Source organism: Cupriavidus sp. KB_39, from assembly GCF_052114485.1.
In the GTDB taxonomy this organism is placed as follows: domain Bacteria; phylum Pseudomonadota; class Gammaproteobacteria; order Burkholderiales; family Burkholderiaceae; genus Cupriavidus.
In genome coordinates this window covers 126,626-143,701 of the sequence record NZ_JBFREV010000003.1, presented here as the reverse complement: position 1 = coordinate 143,701, position 17,076 = coordinate 126,626, and the positions used below count along the sequence as shown (strand labels likewise).

General features: G+C 66.3%; 18 protein-coding genes. 12 read left to right on the top strand and 6 right to left on the bottom strand.

The genetic code is table 11. The annotated features are described in order from the left end of the window. Positions 1-20: 20 nt before the first annotated feature. The 6 genes from AB4Z27_RS03350 to AB4Z27_RS03325 all read left to right on the top strand — a co-directional run bounded on the left by AB4Z27_RS03350 (position 21) and on the right by AB4Z27_RS03325 (position 5,488). Positions 21-527 carry an LPS-assembly lipoprotein LptE gene (locus AB4Z27_RS03350; RefSeq protein WP_092298781.1) on the top strand — a complete coding sequence of 169 codons (507 nt, stop codon included), beginning with the start codon at positions 21-23 and terminating at the stop codon, positions 525-527. Positions 528-555: 28 nt separating this feature from the next. Continuing rightward, positions 556-1,626 carry a DNA polymerase III subunit delta gene (gene holA / locus AB4Z27_RS03345; protein WP_092298784.1) on the top strand — a complete coding sequence of 357 codons (1,071 nt, stop codon included), beginning with the start codon at positions 556-558 and terminating at the stop codon, positions 1,624-1,626. 100 nt (positions 1,627-1,726) lie between these two features. Continuing rightward, positions 1,727-3,007, top strand: a complete 1,281-nt coding sequence (locus AB4Z27_RS03340) for a glutamate-5-semialdehyde dehydrogenase (protein WP_092298787.1) — start codon at positions 1,727-1,729, stop codon at positions 3,005-3,007. Between the two features lie 49 nt (positions 3,008-3,056). After that, positions 3,057-3,479, top strand: coding sequence for a CopD family protein (locus tag AB4Z27_RS03335; RefSeq protein WP_441592263.1), 423 nt, complete (start codon positions 3,057-3,059; stop codon positions 3,477-3,479). Positions 3,480-3,527: 48 nt separating this feature from the next. Beyond that, positions 3,528-4,133, top strand: coding sequence for a 2-hydroxychromene-2-carboxylate isomerase (locus AB4Z27_RS03330; protein ID WP_092298793.1), 606 nt, complete (start codon positions 3,528-3,530; stop codon positions 4,131-4,133). 80 nt (positions 4,134-4,213) lie between these two features. Next, the gene (locus AB4Z27_RS03325; RefSeq protein ID WP_092298796.1) at positions 4,214-5,488 is read left to right on the top strand and encodes a THUMP domain-containing class I SAM-dependent RNA methyltransferase; all 1,275 of its coding nucleotides are present in this window, start codon (positions 4,214-4,216) and stop codon (positions 5,486-5,488) included. Positions 5,489-5,510: 22 nt separating this feature from the next. On the opposite strand, the gene AB4Z27_RS03320 is transcribed toward AB4Z27_RS03325, so the two are convergent. The 5 genes from AB4Z27_RS03320 to AB4Z27_RS03300 form a co-directional block, all read right to left on the bottom strand. Next, positions 5,511-6,560 (bottom strand): response regulator, encoded by a 1,050-nt coding sequence (locus AB4Z27_RS03320; RefSeq protein WP_092298799.1) that lies wholly within the window; start codon positions 6,558-6,560, stop codon positions 5,511-5,513. Positions 6,561-6,824: 264 nt separating this feature from the next. Further along, on the bottom strand, positions 6,825-8,300 hold the full coding sequence (locus AB4Z27_RS03315; protein ID WP_441643897.1) for an NAD(P)(+) transhydrogenase (Re/Si-specific) subunit beta: 1,476 nt from the start codon (positions 8,298-8,300) through the stop codon (positions 6,825-6,827). Then, entirely contained in the window at positions 8,297-8,620 is a 324-nt protein-coding gene (locus AB4Z27_RS03310; RefSeq protein WP_092298993.1) for an NAD(P) transhydrogenase subunit alpha, read from the bottom strand. The genes AB4Z27_RS03315 and AB4Z27_RS03310 overlap by 4 nt, the downstream gene beginning before the upstream one ends. Positions 8,621-8,743: 123 nt before the next feature. Then, positions 8,744-9,109 carry an aspartate 1-decarboxylase gene (panD, locus tag AB4Z27_RS03305; protein ID WP_092298805.1) on the bottom strand — a complete coding sequence of 122 codons (366 nt, stop codon included), beginning with the start codon at positions 9,107-9,109 and terminating at the stop codon, positions 8,744-8,746. A 75-nt stretch (positions 9,110-9,184) separates the two neighbouring features. Beyond that, a complete protein-coding gene (locus AB4Z27_RS03300) occupies positions 9,185-10,306 on the bottom strand; it encodes a Re/Si-specific NAD(P)(+) transhydrogenase subunit alpha (RefSeq protein WP_441643896.1) in 1,122 nt (373 codons plus the stop codon). Between the two features lie 345 nt (positions 10,307-10,651). Here AB4Z27_RS03300 and AB4Z27_RS03295 point away from each other — a divergent pair, with 345 nt between their 5' ends. The 5 genes from AB4Z27_RS03295 to mnmA all read left to right on the top strand — a co-directional run bounded on the left by AB4Z27_RS03295 (position 10,652) and on the right by mnmA (position 14,419). Then, the gene (locus AB4Z27_RS03295; RefSeq protein WP_092298811.1) at positions 10,652-11,410 is read left to right on the top strand and encodes a TorF family putative porin; all 759 of its coding nucleotides are present in this window, start codon (positions 10,652-10,654) and stop codon (positions 11,408-11,410) included. A 131-nt stretch (positions 11,411-11,541) separates the two neighbouring features. Next, positions 11,542-11,898, top strand: coding sequence for a hypothetical protein (locus tag AB4Z27_RS03290; protein ID WP_441643895.1), 357 nt, complete (start codon positions 11,542-11,544; stop codon positions 11,896-11,898). Then, positions 11,885-12,856: a 4-hydroxy-tetrahydrodipicolinate synthase family protein gene (locus tag AB4Z27_RS03285; protein WP_092298818.1), complete on the top strand. Its 972-nt coding sequence runs from the start codon at positions 11,885-11,887 to the stop codon at positions 12,854-12,856. The genes AB4Z27_RS03290 and AB4Z27_RS03285 overlap by 14 nt, the downstream gene beginning before the upstream one ends. Next, positions 12,837-13,343, top strand: a complete 507-nt coding sequence (locus tag AB4Z27_RS03280) for an NUDIX hydrolase (protein WP_092298821.1) — start codon at positions 12,837-12,839, stop codon at positions 13,341-13,343. The genes AB4Z27_RS03285 and AB4Z27_RS03280 overlap by 20 nt, the downstream gene beginning before the upstream one ends. Next, on the top strand, positions 13,340-14,419 hold the full coding sequence (gene mnmA / locus AB4Z27_RS03275) for a tRNA 2-thiouridine(34) synthase MnmA (protein ID WP_441643894.1): 1,080 nt from the start codon (positions 13,340-13,342) through the stop codon (positions 14,417-14,419). The genes AB4Z27_RS03280 and mnmA overlap by 4 nt, the downstream gene beginning before the upstream one ends. A gap of 54 nt (positions 14,420-14,473) precedes the next feature. On the opposite strand, the gene AB4Z27_RS03270 is transcribed toward mnmA, so the two are convergent. Then, on the bottom strand, positions 14,474-15,091 hold the full coding sequence (locus AB4Z27_RS03270; RefSeq protein WP_092298827.1) for a glutathione S-transferase C-terminal domain-containing protein: 618 nt from the start codon (positions 15,089-15,091) through the stop codon (positions 14,474-14,476). 398 nt (positions 15,092-15,489) lie between these two features. On the opposite strand from AB4Z27_RS03270, the gene purB reads away from it, so the two are divergent. Then, complete coding sequence (purB, locus tag AB4Z27_RS03265; protein WP_092298830.1) at positions 15,490-16,866, top strand: adenylosuccinate lyase; 1,377 nt, start codon at positions 15,490-15,492, stop codon at positions 16,864-16,866. Positions 16,867-17,076 lie beyond the last annotated feature (210 nt).

The window sequence follows — 17,076 nt, the reverse complement described above, 5'->3', positions numbered from 1 at the left end:
AAACAAGGGAATTGCGAAGCATGGACGGAATCAACACAGGACGTCGCAGGGTGCTGGCCGCGATGGCGGCAGCCGGCTTGCTGGCCGGCTGCGGCTTTCACATGCGCGGCAACGCCGACTTCGCGTTCAAGCGACTCTATATTGGGCTTCCGGCCAATTCGCTGATGGGATCGGACCTGCGCCGCAACATCCGCAATGGCTCGGACACGCAGATCGTCGATGATCTGAAGGAAGCCGACGCGATTCTCGATGTGCTGGGTGACACCCGCGGCAAGTCGATCCTGTCGATCACGACCGAGGGCGTGGTGCGCGAATACCGGTTGACGCAGCGGTTCAGCTTCCGCCTGCGCGACCCGGCCGGCAAGGAACTGATTCCGCCGTCGCAACTGGTCCTGACCCGCGACCTGACCTACAACGAAGCCAACACGCTGGCCAAGGACTACGAGGAGCAGCAGCTCTATCGCGACATGCAGCGCGATATCGTCCAGCAGCTGATGCGCCGCCTGGCCTCGGTCAAGGCCATCTGAGAGCGGCTAGACTCCGCCCCGCACCGCGATGCAACTGAAGCTCGACGGACTCGACGCGCACCTGAAGCAGGCCCAGGCCAAGGGCATGGCGCCGCTGTACGTCGTGCATGGCGACGAACACCTGCTGGTGCTCGAAGCGGTAGACCGGCTGCGCCGCACCGCGCGCGAGGCCGGTTTTTCCGAGCGGGACGTSCTCGTGGCGGAGCGCGGCTTCCACTGGAGCCAGCTGGTCGAGGCCCAGCAGTCGATGTCGCTGTTCGGCGACCGGAAAATCGTGGAATTGCGGATCCCGACCGGCAAGCCCGGCAAGGATGGCGGCGAGGCGCTGCGCGCCGTGGCGGCCCAGCCGTCGCCGGACGTGGTGATGCTCGTCACGCTGCCCCGGCTTGATTTCGCSACRTCCAAGTCRGCGTGGTTCCAGGCGCTGGAGTCCGCCGGGGTMTCGATCAAGGTCGATGCCGTGGACCGCACGCGGCTGCCGGCCTGGGTTGGCGAGCGGCTGGGATTGCAGCAGCAGCGCGTGGAACCGGGCGAGGCCGGGCGCCGSGCGCTCCAGTTCATCGCCGACAAGGTGGAAGGCAACCTGCTCGCCGCCCACCAGGAAATCCAGAAGCTCGGCCTGCTGTACCCGCCCGGCGTGCTTACCTTCGACCAGGTGCACGACGCGGTGCTCAATGTGGCCCGTTACGACGTCTTCAAGCTGTCCGAGGCGATGCTCGGCGGCGACGTGCCGCGCCTCACGCGCATGCTCGAAGGGCTGCGCGGCGAGGGCGAGGCCACGGTGCTGGTGCTCTGGGCGCTGACCGAGGAAATTCGCGTATTATCCAAAGTCCGGCAAGGGCTGGCGGCCGGCAAGCCGGCGGGCGTGCTGATGCGCGAATTGCGCGTCTGGGGCCCACGCGAGCGGCTGGTGCCGCAGGCCGCGCAGCGGTTGGCGCTGCCGCAGCTGGAAGCCGCGCTGGCCATGGCCGCCCGGCTGGACCGGCAGGTCAAGGGCCTATCCGACCTGCCAGGCGCAGGCGGCCTGGGCGGCAGCCTCCCGGCCGAGCCATGGGATGGCCTGCTGCAACTGGCGCTGATGATCGCGCGCCCGGCCTGAGTTTCCGATCGACCGGTCGCCTGACCTACCCGCACGACACCGGCCCCCGGGCCCCCGAGACACTACTACGCAGTCGAGCCAGGAACGCCTGGACACCATCATGACCGAGTTCGATCTCAACGCTTACATGGACCGCGTTGGCCAGCAGGCCCGCGCGGCGTCGCGCGCGATGGCGCGGGCCACCACGGCCGACAAGAACCGCGCGCTGCTGACCATCGCCGCCGCCATCCGCCGGGATGCCGACAAGCTCAAGGCCGTGAATGCGCGCGATGTGGAGCGTGCCCGGGCCAACGGCCAGGACGCCGCGTTCGTGGACCGCCTGACGCTGTCCGACAAGGCCATCGACACGATGGCGGCCGGGCTGGAGCAGATCGCCGCGCTGGCGGACCCGATCGGCGAGATCACCAATATGAAGTTCCGCCCGACCGGCATCCAGGTCGGTCAGATGCGCGTACCGCTGGGCGTGATCGGCATCATCTATGAGTCGCGCCCGAACGTGACCATCGACGCCGCGGCACTGTGCCTGAAGTCCGGCAACGCCACGATCCTCCGCGGCGGCTCCGAAGCCATCGAGTCGAACACGGCACTGGCCGCGCTGGTGGCGGAAGGGCTTTCGTCGGCCGGGCTGCCGGCCGAGGCCGTGCAGGTCATCGAGACCACCGACCGCGCCGCCGTGGGCCGGCTGATCACGATGACGGAATATGTCGACGTGATCGTGCCGCGCGGCGGCAAGAGCCTGATCGCGCGCCTGATGGAAGAGGCCCGCGTGCCGATGATCAAGCACCTGGACGGCATCTGCCACGTCTACATCGACACCGATGCGGACCTGGACAAGGCCATCCGCGTGGCCGACAACGCCAAGACGCAGCGCTACGCGCCGTGCAACACGATGGAAACGCTGCTGGTGTCGCGCGACATCGCCGCCGCCGTGCTGCCGCCGTTGGCCAGCATCTATCAGGAGAAAGGCGTGGAGCTGCGCGTCTGCGCCGCCACGCGCGCCACGCTGGAAGCGGCCGGCTTCGGCAAGCTGGTCGATGCCACCGAGGAGGACTGGCGCCTCGAATACCTGGCGCCGGTGCTGGCCATCCGCACCGTGGACGGGCTCGACGCGGCCATCGACCATATCAATACCTATGGCTCGGCCCACACCGATTCGATCATCACCGAGAACTACACCGCCGGCATGCGATTCCTGCGCGAGGTGGATTCGGCCAGCGTGATGATCAACGCCTCCACGCGCTTCGCCGATGGTTTCGAATACGGCCTGGGCGCGGAGATCGGCATTTCCAACGACAAGCTCCACGCACGCGGCCCGGTCGGGCTGGAGGGGCTGACTTCGTTGAAATACGTCGTATTCGGGCACGGGGAAATCCGGACCTGAGGATTGCCGGCCACGCTTCTTAAAAACGCCAAAACAACGTCCACCACCAATGCTCTGGGTCAAGTCGTTCCATATCGTCTTTGTCGTGTCGTGGTTCGCGGGGCTGTTCTACCTGCCGCGCATCTTCGTCAACCTGGCGATGGAGACCGATCCGGCCGGCGTGCAGCGGCTGCTGCTGATGGCGCGCAAGCTGTTCCGGTTCATGACCATGCTGGCCGTGCCGGCCGTGGTGTTCGGGCTGTGGCTGTACCTCGGCTATGGCATCGGACGCGGCACGGGGCAGGGCTGGATGCACGCCAAGCTGGCGCTGGTGCTGGTGCTGATCGGCTACCACCACGGCTGCGGCGTGCTGTTGCGCAAGTTCGAGCGGGGCGCCAATGCGCGCTCGCACACGTTCTATCGATGGTTCAACGAAGTGCCGGTGCTGGTGCTGCTGGCTATCGTGATCCTCGTGGTCGTGAAGCCGTTTTAAGCGATCTACGATTCAGCGTTCTCCCCCAAAGCCTTACATGAGGTCATGATGAGCAAGCAGGTCGAGTACTTCCTGGCGCCGCAGTCCCCGTTTACCTACCTCGGACATGCCCGCTTCGTCGACATCGCCAACCGCCATAACGCCCAGGTGCTGCTGAAGCCGGTGGATCTTGGCAAGGTGTTCGCGGTGTCCGGCGGCGTGCCGCTGGCGCAGCGTCCGCCGCAGCGCCAGGCATACCGGCTGGTGGAACTCGAGCGTTGGAGCCAGTTCCTGAACATGCCGATGCATCTGCATCCGACGTTCTTCCCGGTGTCCGGCGATGCCGCYGCCCGGCTGATCATCGCCGCGCAACTGGCGCACGGCACGGCGCGCGCGCTGGAGTTGACCGGCGCCATCTGCCGGGGCGTGTGGGCGGACCAGCGCAATATCGCCGATGCGGCCACGCTGGCGCTGATCGCGGACGAGGCCGGCCTGGACGGCGCCAATCTGCTCAAGGCCAGCGAGGGTCAGGCCGTGCAGGCCGCCTACGCGCAGAATACGCAGGACGCGCTCTCCGCCAACGTGTACGGCGCCCCGTGGTTCGTGCTGGATGGCCAGCCGTACTGGGGCCAGGACCGCCTCGATTTCCTGGACCGCGCCCTGGCCGCCGACTAGCGGTCCGCCGCGCGGTCCGCTACGCTAGTCTCACTCCCGTCCGCCACGGCGGACGTTTTTGTTTGCAGGATGYTCTTCCCATGACCCAAGCCTTCTTTGCTCCTTGCCCGCGTGGCCTGGAATCCGCCCTTGCCGAGGAACTGCGGGAAATCGCCCAGTATCCGGCCGTGGTGGCCGCCGCGCCGTTCCAGGTGCATCGCGAGGTGCCGGGCGGCGTGCCGTTCTCGGGCGAGATGGCGGCGGCCTATGCCGTCAACCTGCACTCGCGCATYGCCAGCCGCGTGCTGCTGCGCGTGGCGCAGCGCGGCTACCGGCATGAGGACGATGTCTACGCGCTGGCCCGCCAGCAACGCTGGGATCAGTGGTTTTCGCCGGATGAGTCGCTGCGGGTGGACATCACCGCGCACAAGTCACCGCTGCACAGCCTGAACTTCACCGCGCTGCGCGTGAAGGACGGTGTTTGCGATGCCATGCGCGAGGCGCTCGGCGACCGTCCCAGCGTCGATACGGTCAGCCCGGATGTGCGGATTTATGCGCATTTGACCGAGTTCGACTGCACGCTCTACCTCGACACCACCGGCGARCCGCTGTTCAAGCGCGGCTGGCGCATGGAGAAGGGCGAGGCGCCGCTCAAGGAAAACCTCGCCGCCGGCATCCTGCGGCTGGCGGGATGGGTGCAGGGCCAGACCGACCGCCCGTTCTTTGATCCGATGTGCGGCAGCGGCACGTTCCTGGTGGAGGCGGCGCAGGTGGCGCTGGGCCTCCCGCCGGGCGGGGCGCGGACCTTCGCGTTCGAATGGCTCAAGGGCATGGACAACAAGGCCTGGCAGGCCCTGCGCGCCGATGCGCAACGCGCCAAGGAGGCGGCGGCCAAGGGCGTGGCGGCGCTGGAGATCGCCGGATCGGACATTTCCACGGACATGCTGACCATGGCGGACGCCAACTGGCAGCGCGCCGGGCTGCCGGGCGAGGTGCCCCTGAAGCAGGTGGATGCGCGCTTTGTGCAGCCACCGTTCGCCACGCCGGGCGTGATGCTGATGAATCCGCCCTATGGCGAGCGGATYGCCGTGCGCGGCGAGCAGCGCCGGGGCGCACTGCCCGAGGCCCCGCGCGACGAGGCCGAGGAGGCCGCCGCGAACCAGTTCGCCAGCGCCTTCGCTACCACCTTGAAGCAACACTTCGCGGGCTGGCAGGCGTGGGTGTTCACGGGCGACCTGAGTATGCCGAAGCGCCTGCGGCTCAAGGAATCGCGCCGCACGCCGCTCTACAACGGCAATATCGAATGCCGGCTGTTCCGCTTCGACATGGTGCGCGGCGGCAACCGCAAGGAAGGCGGGGAAGCGCCGAAGGAATAAGGGGGATGCGGGACGGTCAGGCTTATGCCTGCTTGTTCCGGCCCGTCAGCGCCTCGGGGTTGCGGGCGAAATCGCTCAGGAACCCCTGCAGGCTCACCACCGGCTCCTGGAGCAGGTGGCGCGGCAGGTCGAACAGCGCGTAGAAATACTCCTCGCGCCCTTCGCACCGCTCGGCCGGCAGGCAGTATTGCTCCCAGTCGGCGCACGCCGGCGTGTACATGCCGTTGCCGGGCCAGAAGAACGGCACGATGCGGCCYTCSCGCAGCCCTTCGATCAGCGTGGCCGGCGCCTCGTAGGCTTCGGCCGACTCCACCTGGCTCATCAGCCCGGCGCGCGTCTCGATCACCATCAGCGTGGCATGTCCCTGCGCCGTCAGCAGCAGGATGCCCACCGGATTCGGATACAGGTAGTACTCGACGAAGCCATAGCGCGCGGCGGTCTGGCGCACGCGGTCGGCCATCACCGGATCGGACAGGAACGCGTACGAGTGCCGCGTGAGCAGGTCGCGCAGCGTGCGCGAGATYGCCGCGAAATACTGTTGCTGGAGTGCGTCGATTTCCTGGTCGAGCCGCGCCACCATGTTCGGATCGTGCTTCTTCACATAGCGGTCGATCAGCCCATGGTTGAAGCCTTGCACCGCAATGCTTTCGTCGGCGGTGCCGGTCAGCAGGATGGTCTTGCACGGCAGGTCCTGCAGCGCCTGGCAGAACTCGAGGCCATCCATCTGCGGCATCGAGTAGTCCACCACGATCACCCCGGGCTGCATGAAGCGATGGATGTCGTGGACCTGGCGATAGATGCGGTCCACGTCGAGTTGCACGGTGCGCCGCTCGCTCAGGAAGGTCAGGTCGTCGTGGGTCACGCGCACGGGCAGGAAGGCCGGATGCCGGGTGGCATAGGCTTCGCGGATCCATGTCAGTGCCTCGCGCGGGTCGGTGAAGCTCACCACGGCGCGCGACGCGTCCATCTGGAATGCCAGGCTGTCGATAAACGATTTGCTGTCGTCCACCAGCACCGTCAGGACGGGGTGATGGAAGACCGACAGGTTCCTGTCATGCGGGCTGAATGTCATGGTGCGATCTACGCTGCGGCCGGCAGCGAATGAAGAGCGAGGGTTTGGGGGCCGTGGCAAGCCAGTATAGCGCGCGGATGGGTCCACGCAATGTTGCCGCACCAAAGGAGGCCAAAAGCAAACGGCCGGCGTTGGTTGCCGGCCGCATGTCTTCGATTTCGTTGATTTCAGGTCTTCACGCCGCTTTAATCACCGAGGGTTTCCGGCCTGATTGTCAGTCGGATTCCGATTCCGATTCGGATTTGCGTTCCGCGGTGTCCGGCCTTATTCCACGGCCTTGAACATGTCCTCGACCACCTTCTTGGCATCGCCGAACACCATCATGGTCTTGTCCATATAGAACAGCTCGTTGTCCAGGCCCGCGTACCCGGCCGCCATCGAGCGCTTGTTCACGATGATGGTCTTGGCCTTGTACGCCTCCAGGATCGGCATGCCGGCGATGGGCGACTTCGGATCGGTCTTGGCGGCCGGGTTGACCACGTCGTTGGCGCCCAGCACCAGCACAACGTCGGCCTGCCCGAACTCGCTGTTGATGTCCTCCATCTCGAAGACCTGGTCGTACGGCACCTCGGCTTCCGCCAGCAGCACGTTCATATGGCCCGGCATGCGGCCCGCCACGGGGTGGATCGCGTACTTTACGATCACGCCCTTGTCGTGCAGCTTCTCGGTCAATTCTTTAAGTGCATGCTGAGCACGGGCCACCGCCAGGCCGTAGCCGGGCACGATGATCACGGTTTCGGCATTGCCCATCAGGAACGCGGCGTCGTCGGCCGAGCCGGACTTCACGTTGCGCTGGGCCTGCGCGCCGGCCGGGCCGGCTGCCGCCGCGTCGCCGCCGAAGCCGCCCAGAATCACGTTGAAGAACGAGCGGTTCATCGCCTTGCACATGATGTACGAGAGGATGGCACCGGACGAGCCCACCAGCGAGCCGGCGATGATCAGCATCGGATTGTTCAGCGAGAAGCCGATGCCCGCCGCCGCCCAGCCCGAGTACGAGTTCAGCATCGAGACCACCACAGGCATGTCCGCGCCGCCGATCGGGATGATGATCAGCACGCCCAGCACGAAGGCCAGCGCCAGCATGATGAGGAACGGCAGCCACGCCTGCGAYAGGAAGAAGATGATSCCGAAGCCGAACATCGCCACGGCCAGCAGCAGGTTCAGCCAGTGCTGGCCCGGGAACACCACCGGGGCGCCCTGGAACAGCCGGAACTTGTAGCGCCCCGCCAGCTTGCCGAAGGCGATCACCGAGCCCGAGAACGTGATGGCGCCGACGAAGCAGCCGATGAACAGTTCGATCCGGTTGCCGGTGGGAATCAGGTGCGAGCCAGCCGGCGCGATGCCGAACGCAGCCGGCTCCGCCACGGCGGCCACGGCGATGAACACCGCCGCGAGACCGATCAGCGAGTGCATCGCCGCCACCAGTTCCGGCATCTTGGTCATCTCGACCTTGCGCGCCACATAGGCGCCGATGCCGCCACCGACGACCAGCGCGCCGAAGATCAGCGCCAGGCCCGTGCCCACCGACGACTGGGCCGTGCCCGCCGCCAGGAACTCCTCCTTGAGCTTGACGATCAGCGCCAGCGTGGTCACCACGGCGATGGCCATGCCGATCATGCCGAAGGTGTTGCCCTTGCGGGCCGAAGCGGGGTGGGACAGGCCCTTGAGCGCCTGGATGAAGCAGACCGAGGCCACGAGGTACAGCAGCGTGACGAGGTTCATGCTGRCGAGTCCGGTCATCGTGCCCCCTCCTTGCCAGCCAGCTTCTTCGGTTCCTTCTTCTTGAACATCTCCAGCATGCGCTGGGTCACGAGGAAGCCGCCGAACACATTGACGGCCGCCAGCGCCACCGCCAGCGTGCCCATGATGCGGCCCACGCTGCCTTCCGTGAGGCCGGCCGCCAGCATGGCGCCGACGATGATGATGGCCGAAATCGCATTGGTCACGGCCATCAGCGGGGTGTGCAGGGCCGGCGTTACCGTCCAGACCACGTGGTATCCCACGTAGATTGCCAGCACAAAGATGATCAGGTTGATCACCGTGTGGTTCACCATCTCCATCGACTTCTCCTCGTTGCTTTCGAATTCTTCGTGCTTCGTATCGATGTGGGACTGCAGGGCCGGCACCGCCACCGCGCCGGGCGGCTCGCCCCGGGCGCGGCTATCGCAAAAAATCCAGAAAGATCAGTCGATCTTCTTGATTTCCTTGATGCGGTTCTTCTCGTCCACCAGGATGACCTTGGGCTTATAGGTCTTCACTTCCTCGTCGCTCATCGGTGCGTAGGTGCAGATGATCAGGTGGTCGCCCAGGTGCGCGCGGCGCGCGGCGGCGCCGTTCAGCGAGATCTCGCCGCTACCGCGTGCACCCTTGATGATGTACGTGGAGAAGCGCTCGCCGTTCTGTACGTTGTACAGCTCGATCTTTTCGAACTCCTTCATGTCGGCAGCGTCGAGAAGATTCTCGTCGATGCCGCACGATCCCTCGTAATGGAGGTCCGCCTGCGTCACGGTGACACGGTGGAGCTTGGCGCGGAGCATGTTGCGTTGCATGGGTGATACGTCCTTGGTTGAGGCTGGGTGGGCCGTCCGCCGGTGTGTCCTGGCGTGGCGGCTCCGGTTGGGAATCTAGGCGGCCTGCCTGACGAGCTGGCCGTCCTTGCACATCAGGCAGGCGGCGACGATGTCGTCCTCAAGGTTGAGCGTGTAGCGCGCATCCTTGTCRACGATCAGCTTGAGGAAGTCGAGCACGTTGCGCGCGTAGAGCGCCGAGGCGTCCGCGGCRACCATGCCGGCCAGGTTGGTGTAGCCGATCAGGACCACGCCGTGGCGTTCCACGACCTCGTCGGCCACGGTCAGCGGGCAGTTGCCGCCCTGGGCSGCGGCCAGGTCGACCACCACTGAGCCGGGCTTCATCTGCTTGACTGTGTCTTCCTGCAGCAGCACGGGCGCCTTGCGGCCCGGGATCAGCGCGGTGGTGATGACGATGTCGGCCTGAGCGGCGCGCTGGTGCACCAGTTCCGCCTGGCGGCGCATCCAGTCGGCCGGCATGGGACGGGCGTAGCCGCCCACGCCCTGGGCGATCTCGCGTTCCTCGTCGGTCTCGAACGGTACGTCGAGAAATTTGGCGCCAAGCGACTCGATCTGCTCTTTTACGGCGGGGCGGACGTCCGAGGCCTCGATCACGGCGCCCAGCCGCTTGGCCGTGGCAATCGCCTGGAGACCGGCYACGCCGGCGCCAAGGATCAGCACGCGCGCGGCCTTCACCGTGCCGGCGGCCGTCATCAGCATCGGCATGAAGCGCTGGTAGTGGTGCGCGGCCACCAGCACGGCCTTGTAGCCGGCGATGTTGGCCTGCGACGACAGCACGTCCATGCTCTGCGCGCGCGTGGTGCGCGGCGCGGCCTCGAGCGCGAACGCGGTGATGGCCGCACTGGCCATGCGCGCGTTGTTCTCGATATCGAAGGGATTGAGCATGCCCACCAGCACGGCGCCCGGCTTGATCTGGGCGCGCTCGGCATCGTCCGGTGCCCGCACCTTCAGCACCAGCTCGGCGCCGAAGGCATCGGCAGCCGTGCCGATCCGTGCGCCGGCGGCTTCGAACGCCGCGTCGGGAATGCTGGCGCGTACGCCTGCGCCAGCCTGCACCGTGACCTGATGCCCTTGGGCAACGTACTTCTTGATGGTCTCCGGGGTGGCGGCGACGCGTGCCTCGCCTGCCCGCGTTTCCTGCGGGATGCCGATATGCATCGTCAATTTCTCCTTTAGCTGGCGTCGTATCTGATTGGGCGGGCTGACGTCCTGGCCCGTTGGTCCACCGCGGCGCGGCGCACCAATTTTTGCGCAGCTTACCCGAAACTTACGTTCGGTGGTGACTGCCCGGTCGACGATTTGTGCGGTCGCCACGACTCATTTTTGCGACGCATGAAACGACTCGTTTAATGCAGGCMGGATTCCCTCTTGATTCGAACATGTTGCCGGGGCGCCCAATCTTGATGCCGATTTGATGCGCCGCTCCGTATCGTGACGGGTACGCCGCTTTCCCTCTTTTTCGGGGAAGGGCGCCTCCAAACACCCGTTACGCATCCAGCATCCATGATCGCTACCCGCCTTACCGCCCTCGTCCTCCTTGCCGCCCCGTGCGCCACCGCGCTCGCCCAGGAGGCGGAAGCCTCGCCCCACACCTTCACCGCCAATGTCACGCTGGCCAGCGAATACCGCTACCGGGGCCTGATGCAGTCCGACCGCCGCCCGGCCATCCAGGGCGGGTTCGACTACACCCACGCGAGCGGGCTCTACCTCGGCAACTGGAACTCAAGCATCAGCTGGCTTTCGGACAGCAACGCGGAAGTCTCCGCCCCGGTGGAGATGGATTTCTACGGCGGCTTCCGCAACACGTTCAAGCTGGCCGACGCCGAATTCAACTATGACCTCGGCGTGCTCGAGTACTACTACCCTGGCGATTATCCGAGTGGCTTCACGCGTCCCTACACCACCGAGGTCTATGCCGGCATCGGCTACGGCCCAGTGTTCCTCAAGTACTCGCACGCGCTGACCAACCTGTTCGGATTTGGCGACACCAAGAACAGCTACTACATCGACCTCACGGCCAACGTGCCGCTCAATGTGTGGGACCTGACGGTCAACGCGCACGTGGGCTACCAGGGGGTGAAGAACCTCAGCGACGCCTCGTATACCGACTGGAAAATCGGCGTGACCAAGGACTTCGGCAAGGGCCTGAGCGTGGCCGTAGCCTACCTCGACACCAACGCCAAGCGTGGCACTTATACGAATTCGCATGGCCGCTACATGGGCAAGGCGACCGCGCTCGCGTCCATCACAAAGACGTTCTGACCGGGTTCGACGACGCGGCGTTGATGCGTTGTTGATACCCGGCGCCGCGATTGCTGCATCAATTTGAGACGCCGCTCCCTAGCATGGAGCCATGTTCCACAGACGATCCGCCCCGCGCGGATTCAAGCGTAATGCGACAGTCGCGACAGTCCTCGAGCCTCGCCATTGCCTTTGCCACCGTCCCGCGCCGCCGCGCCGGGCGTGACGCCCTGCCAGCCTCCGCCGCCAGCGATGGCCACTGGATCCGCCTGCGCCTGGCGGTGGCCTCGGCGCAGGTCTTCATGCTGCGCCAGACGCTGCACGTGGCCATCGGCAAGCTCGCCCGTGTGTATGTGGTGGAGGTGGACCATCGGCACGGGGAAACCACGCTCCATGTGGAAGTGGAGCGCGCCGGCCGCGACGCCGCCATGCACGCCATCATGACCGCGCTGCCGGCCGCCGAGTTCGGCATCACGACGATGCTGGGGAGCGATCATGCCGCGCACTGATTCGGTCATCGGCGATGGCCTGTGGCTGCCGCTGGTCACGCCGCTGCGCCACGGCGCGCCCGACCTGCGCGCCGCCCAGCAACTGGCCGCGCACTATGCTGGCGCCGGTGTGGATGGCCTGATCGTGCTCGGCACGACGGGCGAGGGCGGCCTGCTGACCGAGGCAGAGCGGCTGATGGTCACCGCAGCCGTGCTTGAGGTGGCGCAGGGCCGCATGCCGGTCATGGCGGGCGTGGGCGGCGTGGACACGCGCTCGGTCTGCGAGCAGGTGCGCACGCTGGATCGATTCGACCTCGCCGGCTACCTCGTCCCGCCGCCGTACTACCTGCGCGTGTCGGACGAGGGCATCGCCTGGCACGTGCGCCGCGTGGCCAGCCAGACGGCGCGCCCGCTGATGCTCTACAACGTGCCGAAGCGCACCGGCTCCACGATTTCCCCCGCGCTGGCACTGCGGCTGGCCGACCATCCGCAGGTCGTGGCGATCAAGGAATGCGACCGCACCGGGCTGCGCGCGTTGGCCGGGCAGGATGCCCTGCGCGTGTTCTGCGGCGAGGATGCCGCCATGCTCGACCACCTGCTGGCCGACGGCGCAGGCGTGGTGCCGGCTGCCGCCCATATCCGCCCGGACTTGTTCGTCCGGCTGCTGCAACTGGCCCGCACCGGCTGCGACGAAGCGGCGCGCGCGCTGTTCCGCCAGCTCTCGCCGCTGATCGACCTGATGTTCGCCGAGCCGAACCCCGCGCCGGTCAAGGCCGCGCTGGCGCTGGCAGGCCTGGCCCGCGCCGAGGTGCGCCAGCCGCTCACGCCGGCCACGCGCGCGCTGACGGCCCGCCTGGAAGCGGCCATGGCCCTGCTGCCGCCCGCGGTGTTTCCGCCCTTTCCGCCTTCATCCCTGCACATTCCGACAGCAACCGGTAAAATGCCGGATTGCTTAAAAAATGTGCATCATGTCACGTGAATGGAACGCCAGCGTCACAGTTGCCGCTGTCATCGAACGCGGCGGCCGCTTCCTGTTGGTTGAAGAGGAAACGCGCGACGGCCTGCGGCTGAACCAGCCGGCCGGCCACCTGGAAGCGGGCGAGAGCCTGATCCGCGCCGTCGTGCGCGAGACCCTCGAGGAAACCGCCCACACCTTCGAGCCGCGCGCGCTGATCGGCTGCTATATGAGCCGGGGGCTCTCCTCGCGCGACCAGGGCGACACCACCTATATCCGCTTCGCCTTCACGGGCGACCTCGGCACGCTCGATGAAGGCCGCCAGCTCGATACCGGCATCATCCGCACGCTGTGGATGACCGCCGAGGAACTGCGCGCCTGCCCCGAGCGCCATCGCACCCCGTTGCTGATGGCCTGCGTGAACGATTACCTCGCCGGCAAGCGCTTCGCGCTGGATGTGCTTTATACGCATCCCACAAGCGTGGCGGTCAGCACCGGAGACGCATCGTGAGCGGCAAGCGGGTGGTGGTGGGTATGTCGGGCGGGGTCGATTCGTCGGTCACCGCGTGGCTGCTCAAGCAGCAGGGGTACGAAGTCATCGGCCTGTTCATGAAGAACTGGGAGGACGATGACGACAGCGAATACTGCTCCACGCGCGAGGACTGGCTCGACGTGGTGTCCGTGGCCGACCTGATCGGCGTGGACGTGGAGGCGGTGAACTTCGCCGCCGAGTACAAGGACCGCGTGTTCGCCGATTTCCTGCGCGAATACTCGGCCGGGCGCACGCCCAATCCGGACGTGCTCTGCAATGCCGAGATCAAGTTCAAGGCGTTCCTGGACCACGCGATGTCGCTCGGCGCCGAGACCATCGCCACGGGCCACTATGCGCGCGTGCGGCAGGCGGACAACGGGCGCTTCGAGCTGCTCAAGGCGTTCGACCACACCAAGGACCAGAGCTACTTCCTGCACCGGCTGAACCAGGCGCAGCTGTCGCGCACGCTGTTCCCGCTGGGCGAGATGCCGAAGACGCGCGTGCGCGAGATTGCCGCCGAAATCGGCCTGCCGAACGCGAAGAAGAAGGATTCGACCGGGATCTGTTTTATCGGTGAACGGCCGTTCCGCGACTTCCTCAATCGCTACCTGCCGACCAAGCCGGGGCCGATGAAGACGCCCGAGGGCAAGGTGGTGGGGGAGCACATCGGGCTGGCGTTCTATACGCTGGGCCAGCGCAAGGGCATTGGCCTGGGCGGCAGCCGCGAAGGCAGCGGCGACGCCTGGTACGTGGCGCGCAAGGACATGGCCRMYAACACGCTCTACGTGGTGCAGGGGCACGACCATCCGTGGCTGCTGACGCCGGTGCTGGAAGCGGCGGACCTGTCCTGGGTGGCGGGTGAGCCACCTGCGGCCGGCGCAGAGATGGCGGCCAAGACGCGCTATCGCCAGAGCGATGCGGCCTGCCGCGTGGAAGCGGCCAACGGCGAGGCGCTGAAGCTGGCCTTCGYCGAAGCGCAGTGGGCGGTGACGCCGGGGCAGTCGGCCGTTCTCTACGACGGCGACGTCTGCCTGGGCGGCGGCATCATCCAGTAATTGTCTGATGAGGCACATCGGCGCACAGAGGCGCCGGCGTGCCCAATCTACCGCTCAACCCGCCGAAGGCGGGGCGGTGTCGATGAACGACTGGCGCTTCTCGATCTTTTCCTGGAACGCGGCGAGGTTCGGGTACTGCTCGCGCCAGGCGATGTCCGGGAAACGGAAATCCAGATAGGCCAGCGCGCAGCCCACGGCCACATCGGCCAGGGTGAAATGGATGCCGGTGCACCACGGGCGGTCGCCCAGGCCGGAAGACATCGCGCCCAGTGCGGCGTCGATCTTGGTCCGCTGGCGCTTGACCCATGATTCGCTGCGCTGGCCCTCTTCGCGCTGGGTGGTTTCCAGGCGGACCAGCAGCGCGGCGTCGAGCAGGCCATCGGCCAGGGCTTCCCAGCAGCGCACTTCGAGGCGCTCGCGGCTGCCTTGCGGAATCAGGCGGCCGACTGGCGACAGCGTATCGGCGTATTCGGCGATCACGCGCGAATCGAAGACCGCGCCGCCATCCTCCATGACCAGGCAGGGCACCTTGCCGAGCGGGTTGAACTGGCCGATGATGGTCGCGGGCGACCAGACGTTCTCCTCGATCATCTGGTAGTCGACCTTCTTTTCCGCCAGCACGACGCGCACCTTGCGCGCGTACGGGCTGGTGTGGGACGCATACAGCTTCATGTTCTCCCCTTGAGCTTGTTATGAAGTGCATCGGCGCTCTGTGGCTGCCATGGCGCCCTGGCGGGCGGCATGTCGATGGACTTCATAACAGGCTACTGGAACGGCGAGCGCGAGTATACCCGCGCCGGCCCGCGGATGCCGTGTCAATGCGGCGCTTCGCACGCTCTGTGTCGCCTGACCCATGGCGCGCCGCACAGGCGCGGTGGGCGATGGTAAAATCCCGCGTTGCGCGATGCCGGCCAGCCCTTTGTGGCGTGCCGGCGGCAGGTCCGATGGCGCGCCCGGCGGCTCGCCCCGTGCGGCGCATCGGTCGCTTGAAGCCGCCCGCCTCGCCAGTCTTCGCATGGTTACCGCGCCCCCGCGGAAACCCGTCTTCCCTCTTTCTCCCGGTTGCCAGCATGTCCACCCCATCCCTTTCGCCGCTCACCGCACTGTCTCCCATCGATGGCCGTTATGCCGCCAAGGCCGACGCGCTGCGCGAGTGGCTCTCCGAGGCGGCCTTCATGCGTAATCGCGTGAAGGTCGAGGTCAACTGGCTGATCGCCCTGGCYCAGGCCGGCCTGCCGGACGTGCCGAAGTTCTCGGCCGATTCCGAGGCGAAGCTGCAGGCACTGGTGGAGAACTTCACCGAAGCCGACGCCGCCCGCATCAAGGACATCGAGGCCGTGACCAACCACGACGTCAAGGCCGTGGAGTACTGGCTCAAGGAACAGGTCAAGGGCAACGCCGAGCTGGAGGCCGCGAGCGAGTTCATCCACTTCGCCTGCACCTCGGAAGACATCAACAACACCTCGCACGGCATGATGCTCAAGGGCGCCCGTGACGGCGTGCTGGTGCCCACGCTCCAGCGCGTGCAGGCCCGCCTGGTGGAACTGGCCAAGGCCAACGCTACCCAGCCGATGCTGTCGCGCACGCACGGCCAGCCGGCCAGCCCGACCACGCTGGGCAAGGAAATGGCCAACGTGGCCGCCCGCCTGGCGCGCGCCATCGAGCGCATCCAGCGCGTGGAACTGCTCGGCAAGATGAATGGCGCGGTGGGTAACTACAACGCCCACCTGTCGGCCTACCCGACGTTCGACTGGGAAGCGTTCTCGAAGCAGGTGATCGAGTCGCGCCTGGGCCTGAGCTTTAACCCGTACACCATCCAGATCGAGCCGCACGACTACATGGCCGAGCTGTTCGACGCCATCGCGCGCGCCAACACGATCCTGCTGGACCTGAACCGGGACGTGTGGGGCTATATCTCGCTGGGCTACTTCAAGCAGCGGACCAAGGCCGGCGAGATCGGCTCGTCGACGATGCCGCACAAGGTCAATCCGATCGACTTCGAGAACTCGGAAGGCAACCTCGGCCTGGCCAACGCCGTGCTGCGCCACCTTTCGGAAAAGCTGCCGGTTTCGCGCTGGCAGCGTGACCTGACGGACTCCACCGTGCTGCGCAACATGGGCGTGGCGTTCGGCTACAGCCTGCTGGCCTACGAGGCCTGCCTGCGCGGCCTGGGCAAGCTGGAAACCAATCCGGAACGCCTGAACGAAGACCTCGACAACTGCTGGGAAGTGCTGGCCGAGCCGGTGCAGACCGTGATGCGCCGCTTTGGCGTGCCGAACCCGTACGAACAGCTCAAGGAGCTGACGCGCGGCAAGGGCATCTCGCGCGAGGCGCTGCAGACCTTCGTGTCGGGCCTGGCGATTCCGGACGATGCCAAGCAACTGCTGCTRGACATGACGCCGGCCAGCTACATCGGCAAGGCCGTGGAACTGGCGAACAAGATCTGACGACGCAGGCGGACCCGGAAGGGGTCTGAATCGACGGGAAAGAAGGGCTGGCGTTGCGCTGGCCCTTTTTTTCGCCCCTGCGGCAATGCGTCACATCAAATCATTTGAACGACTTCATGAAGTTCCGCATCTCATAGCGCACGGACGAATGCCAATAATGCGAGAATTCCTGCCAGCAGGGTAGGGCGACACAAGCCCCCGCTGGCCGAT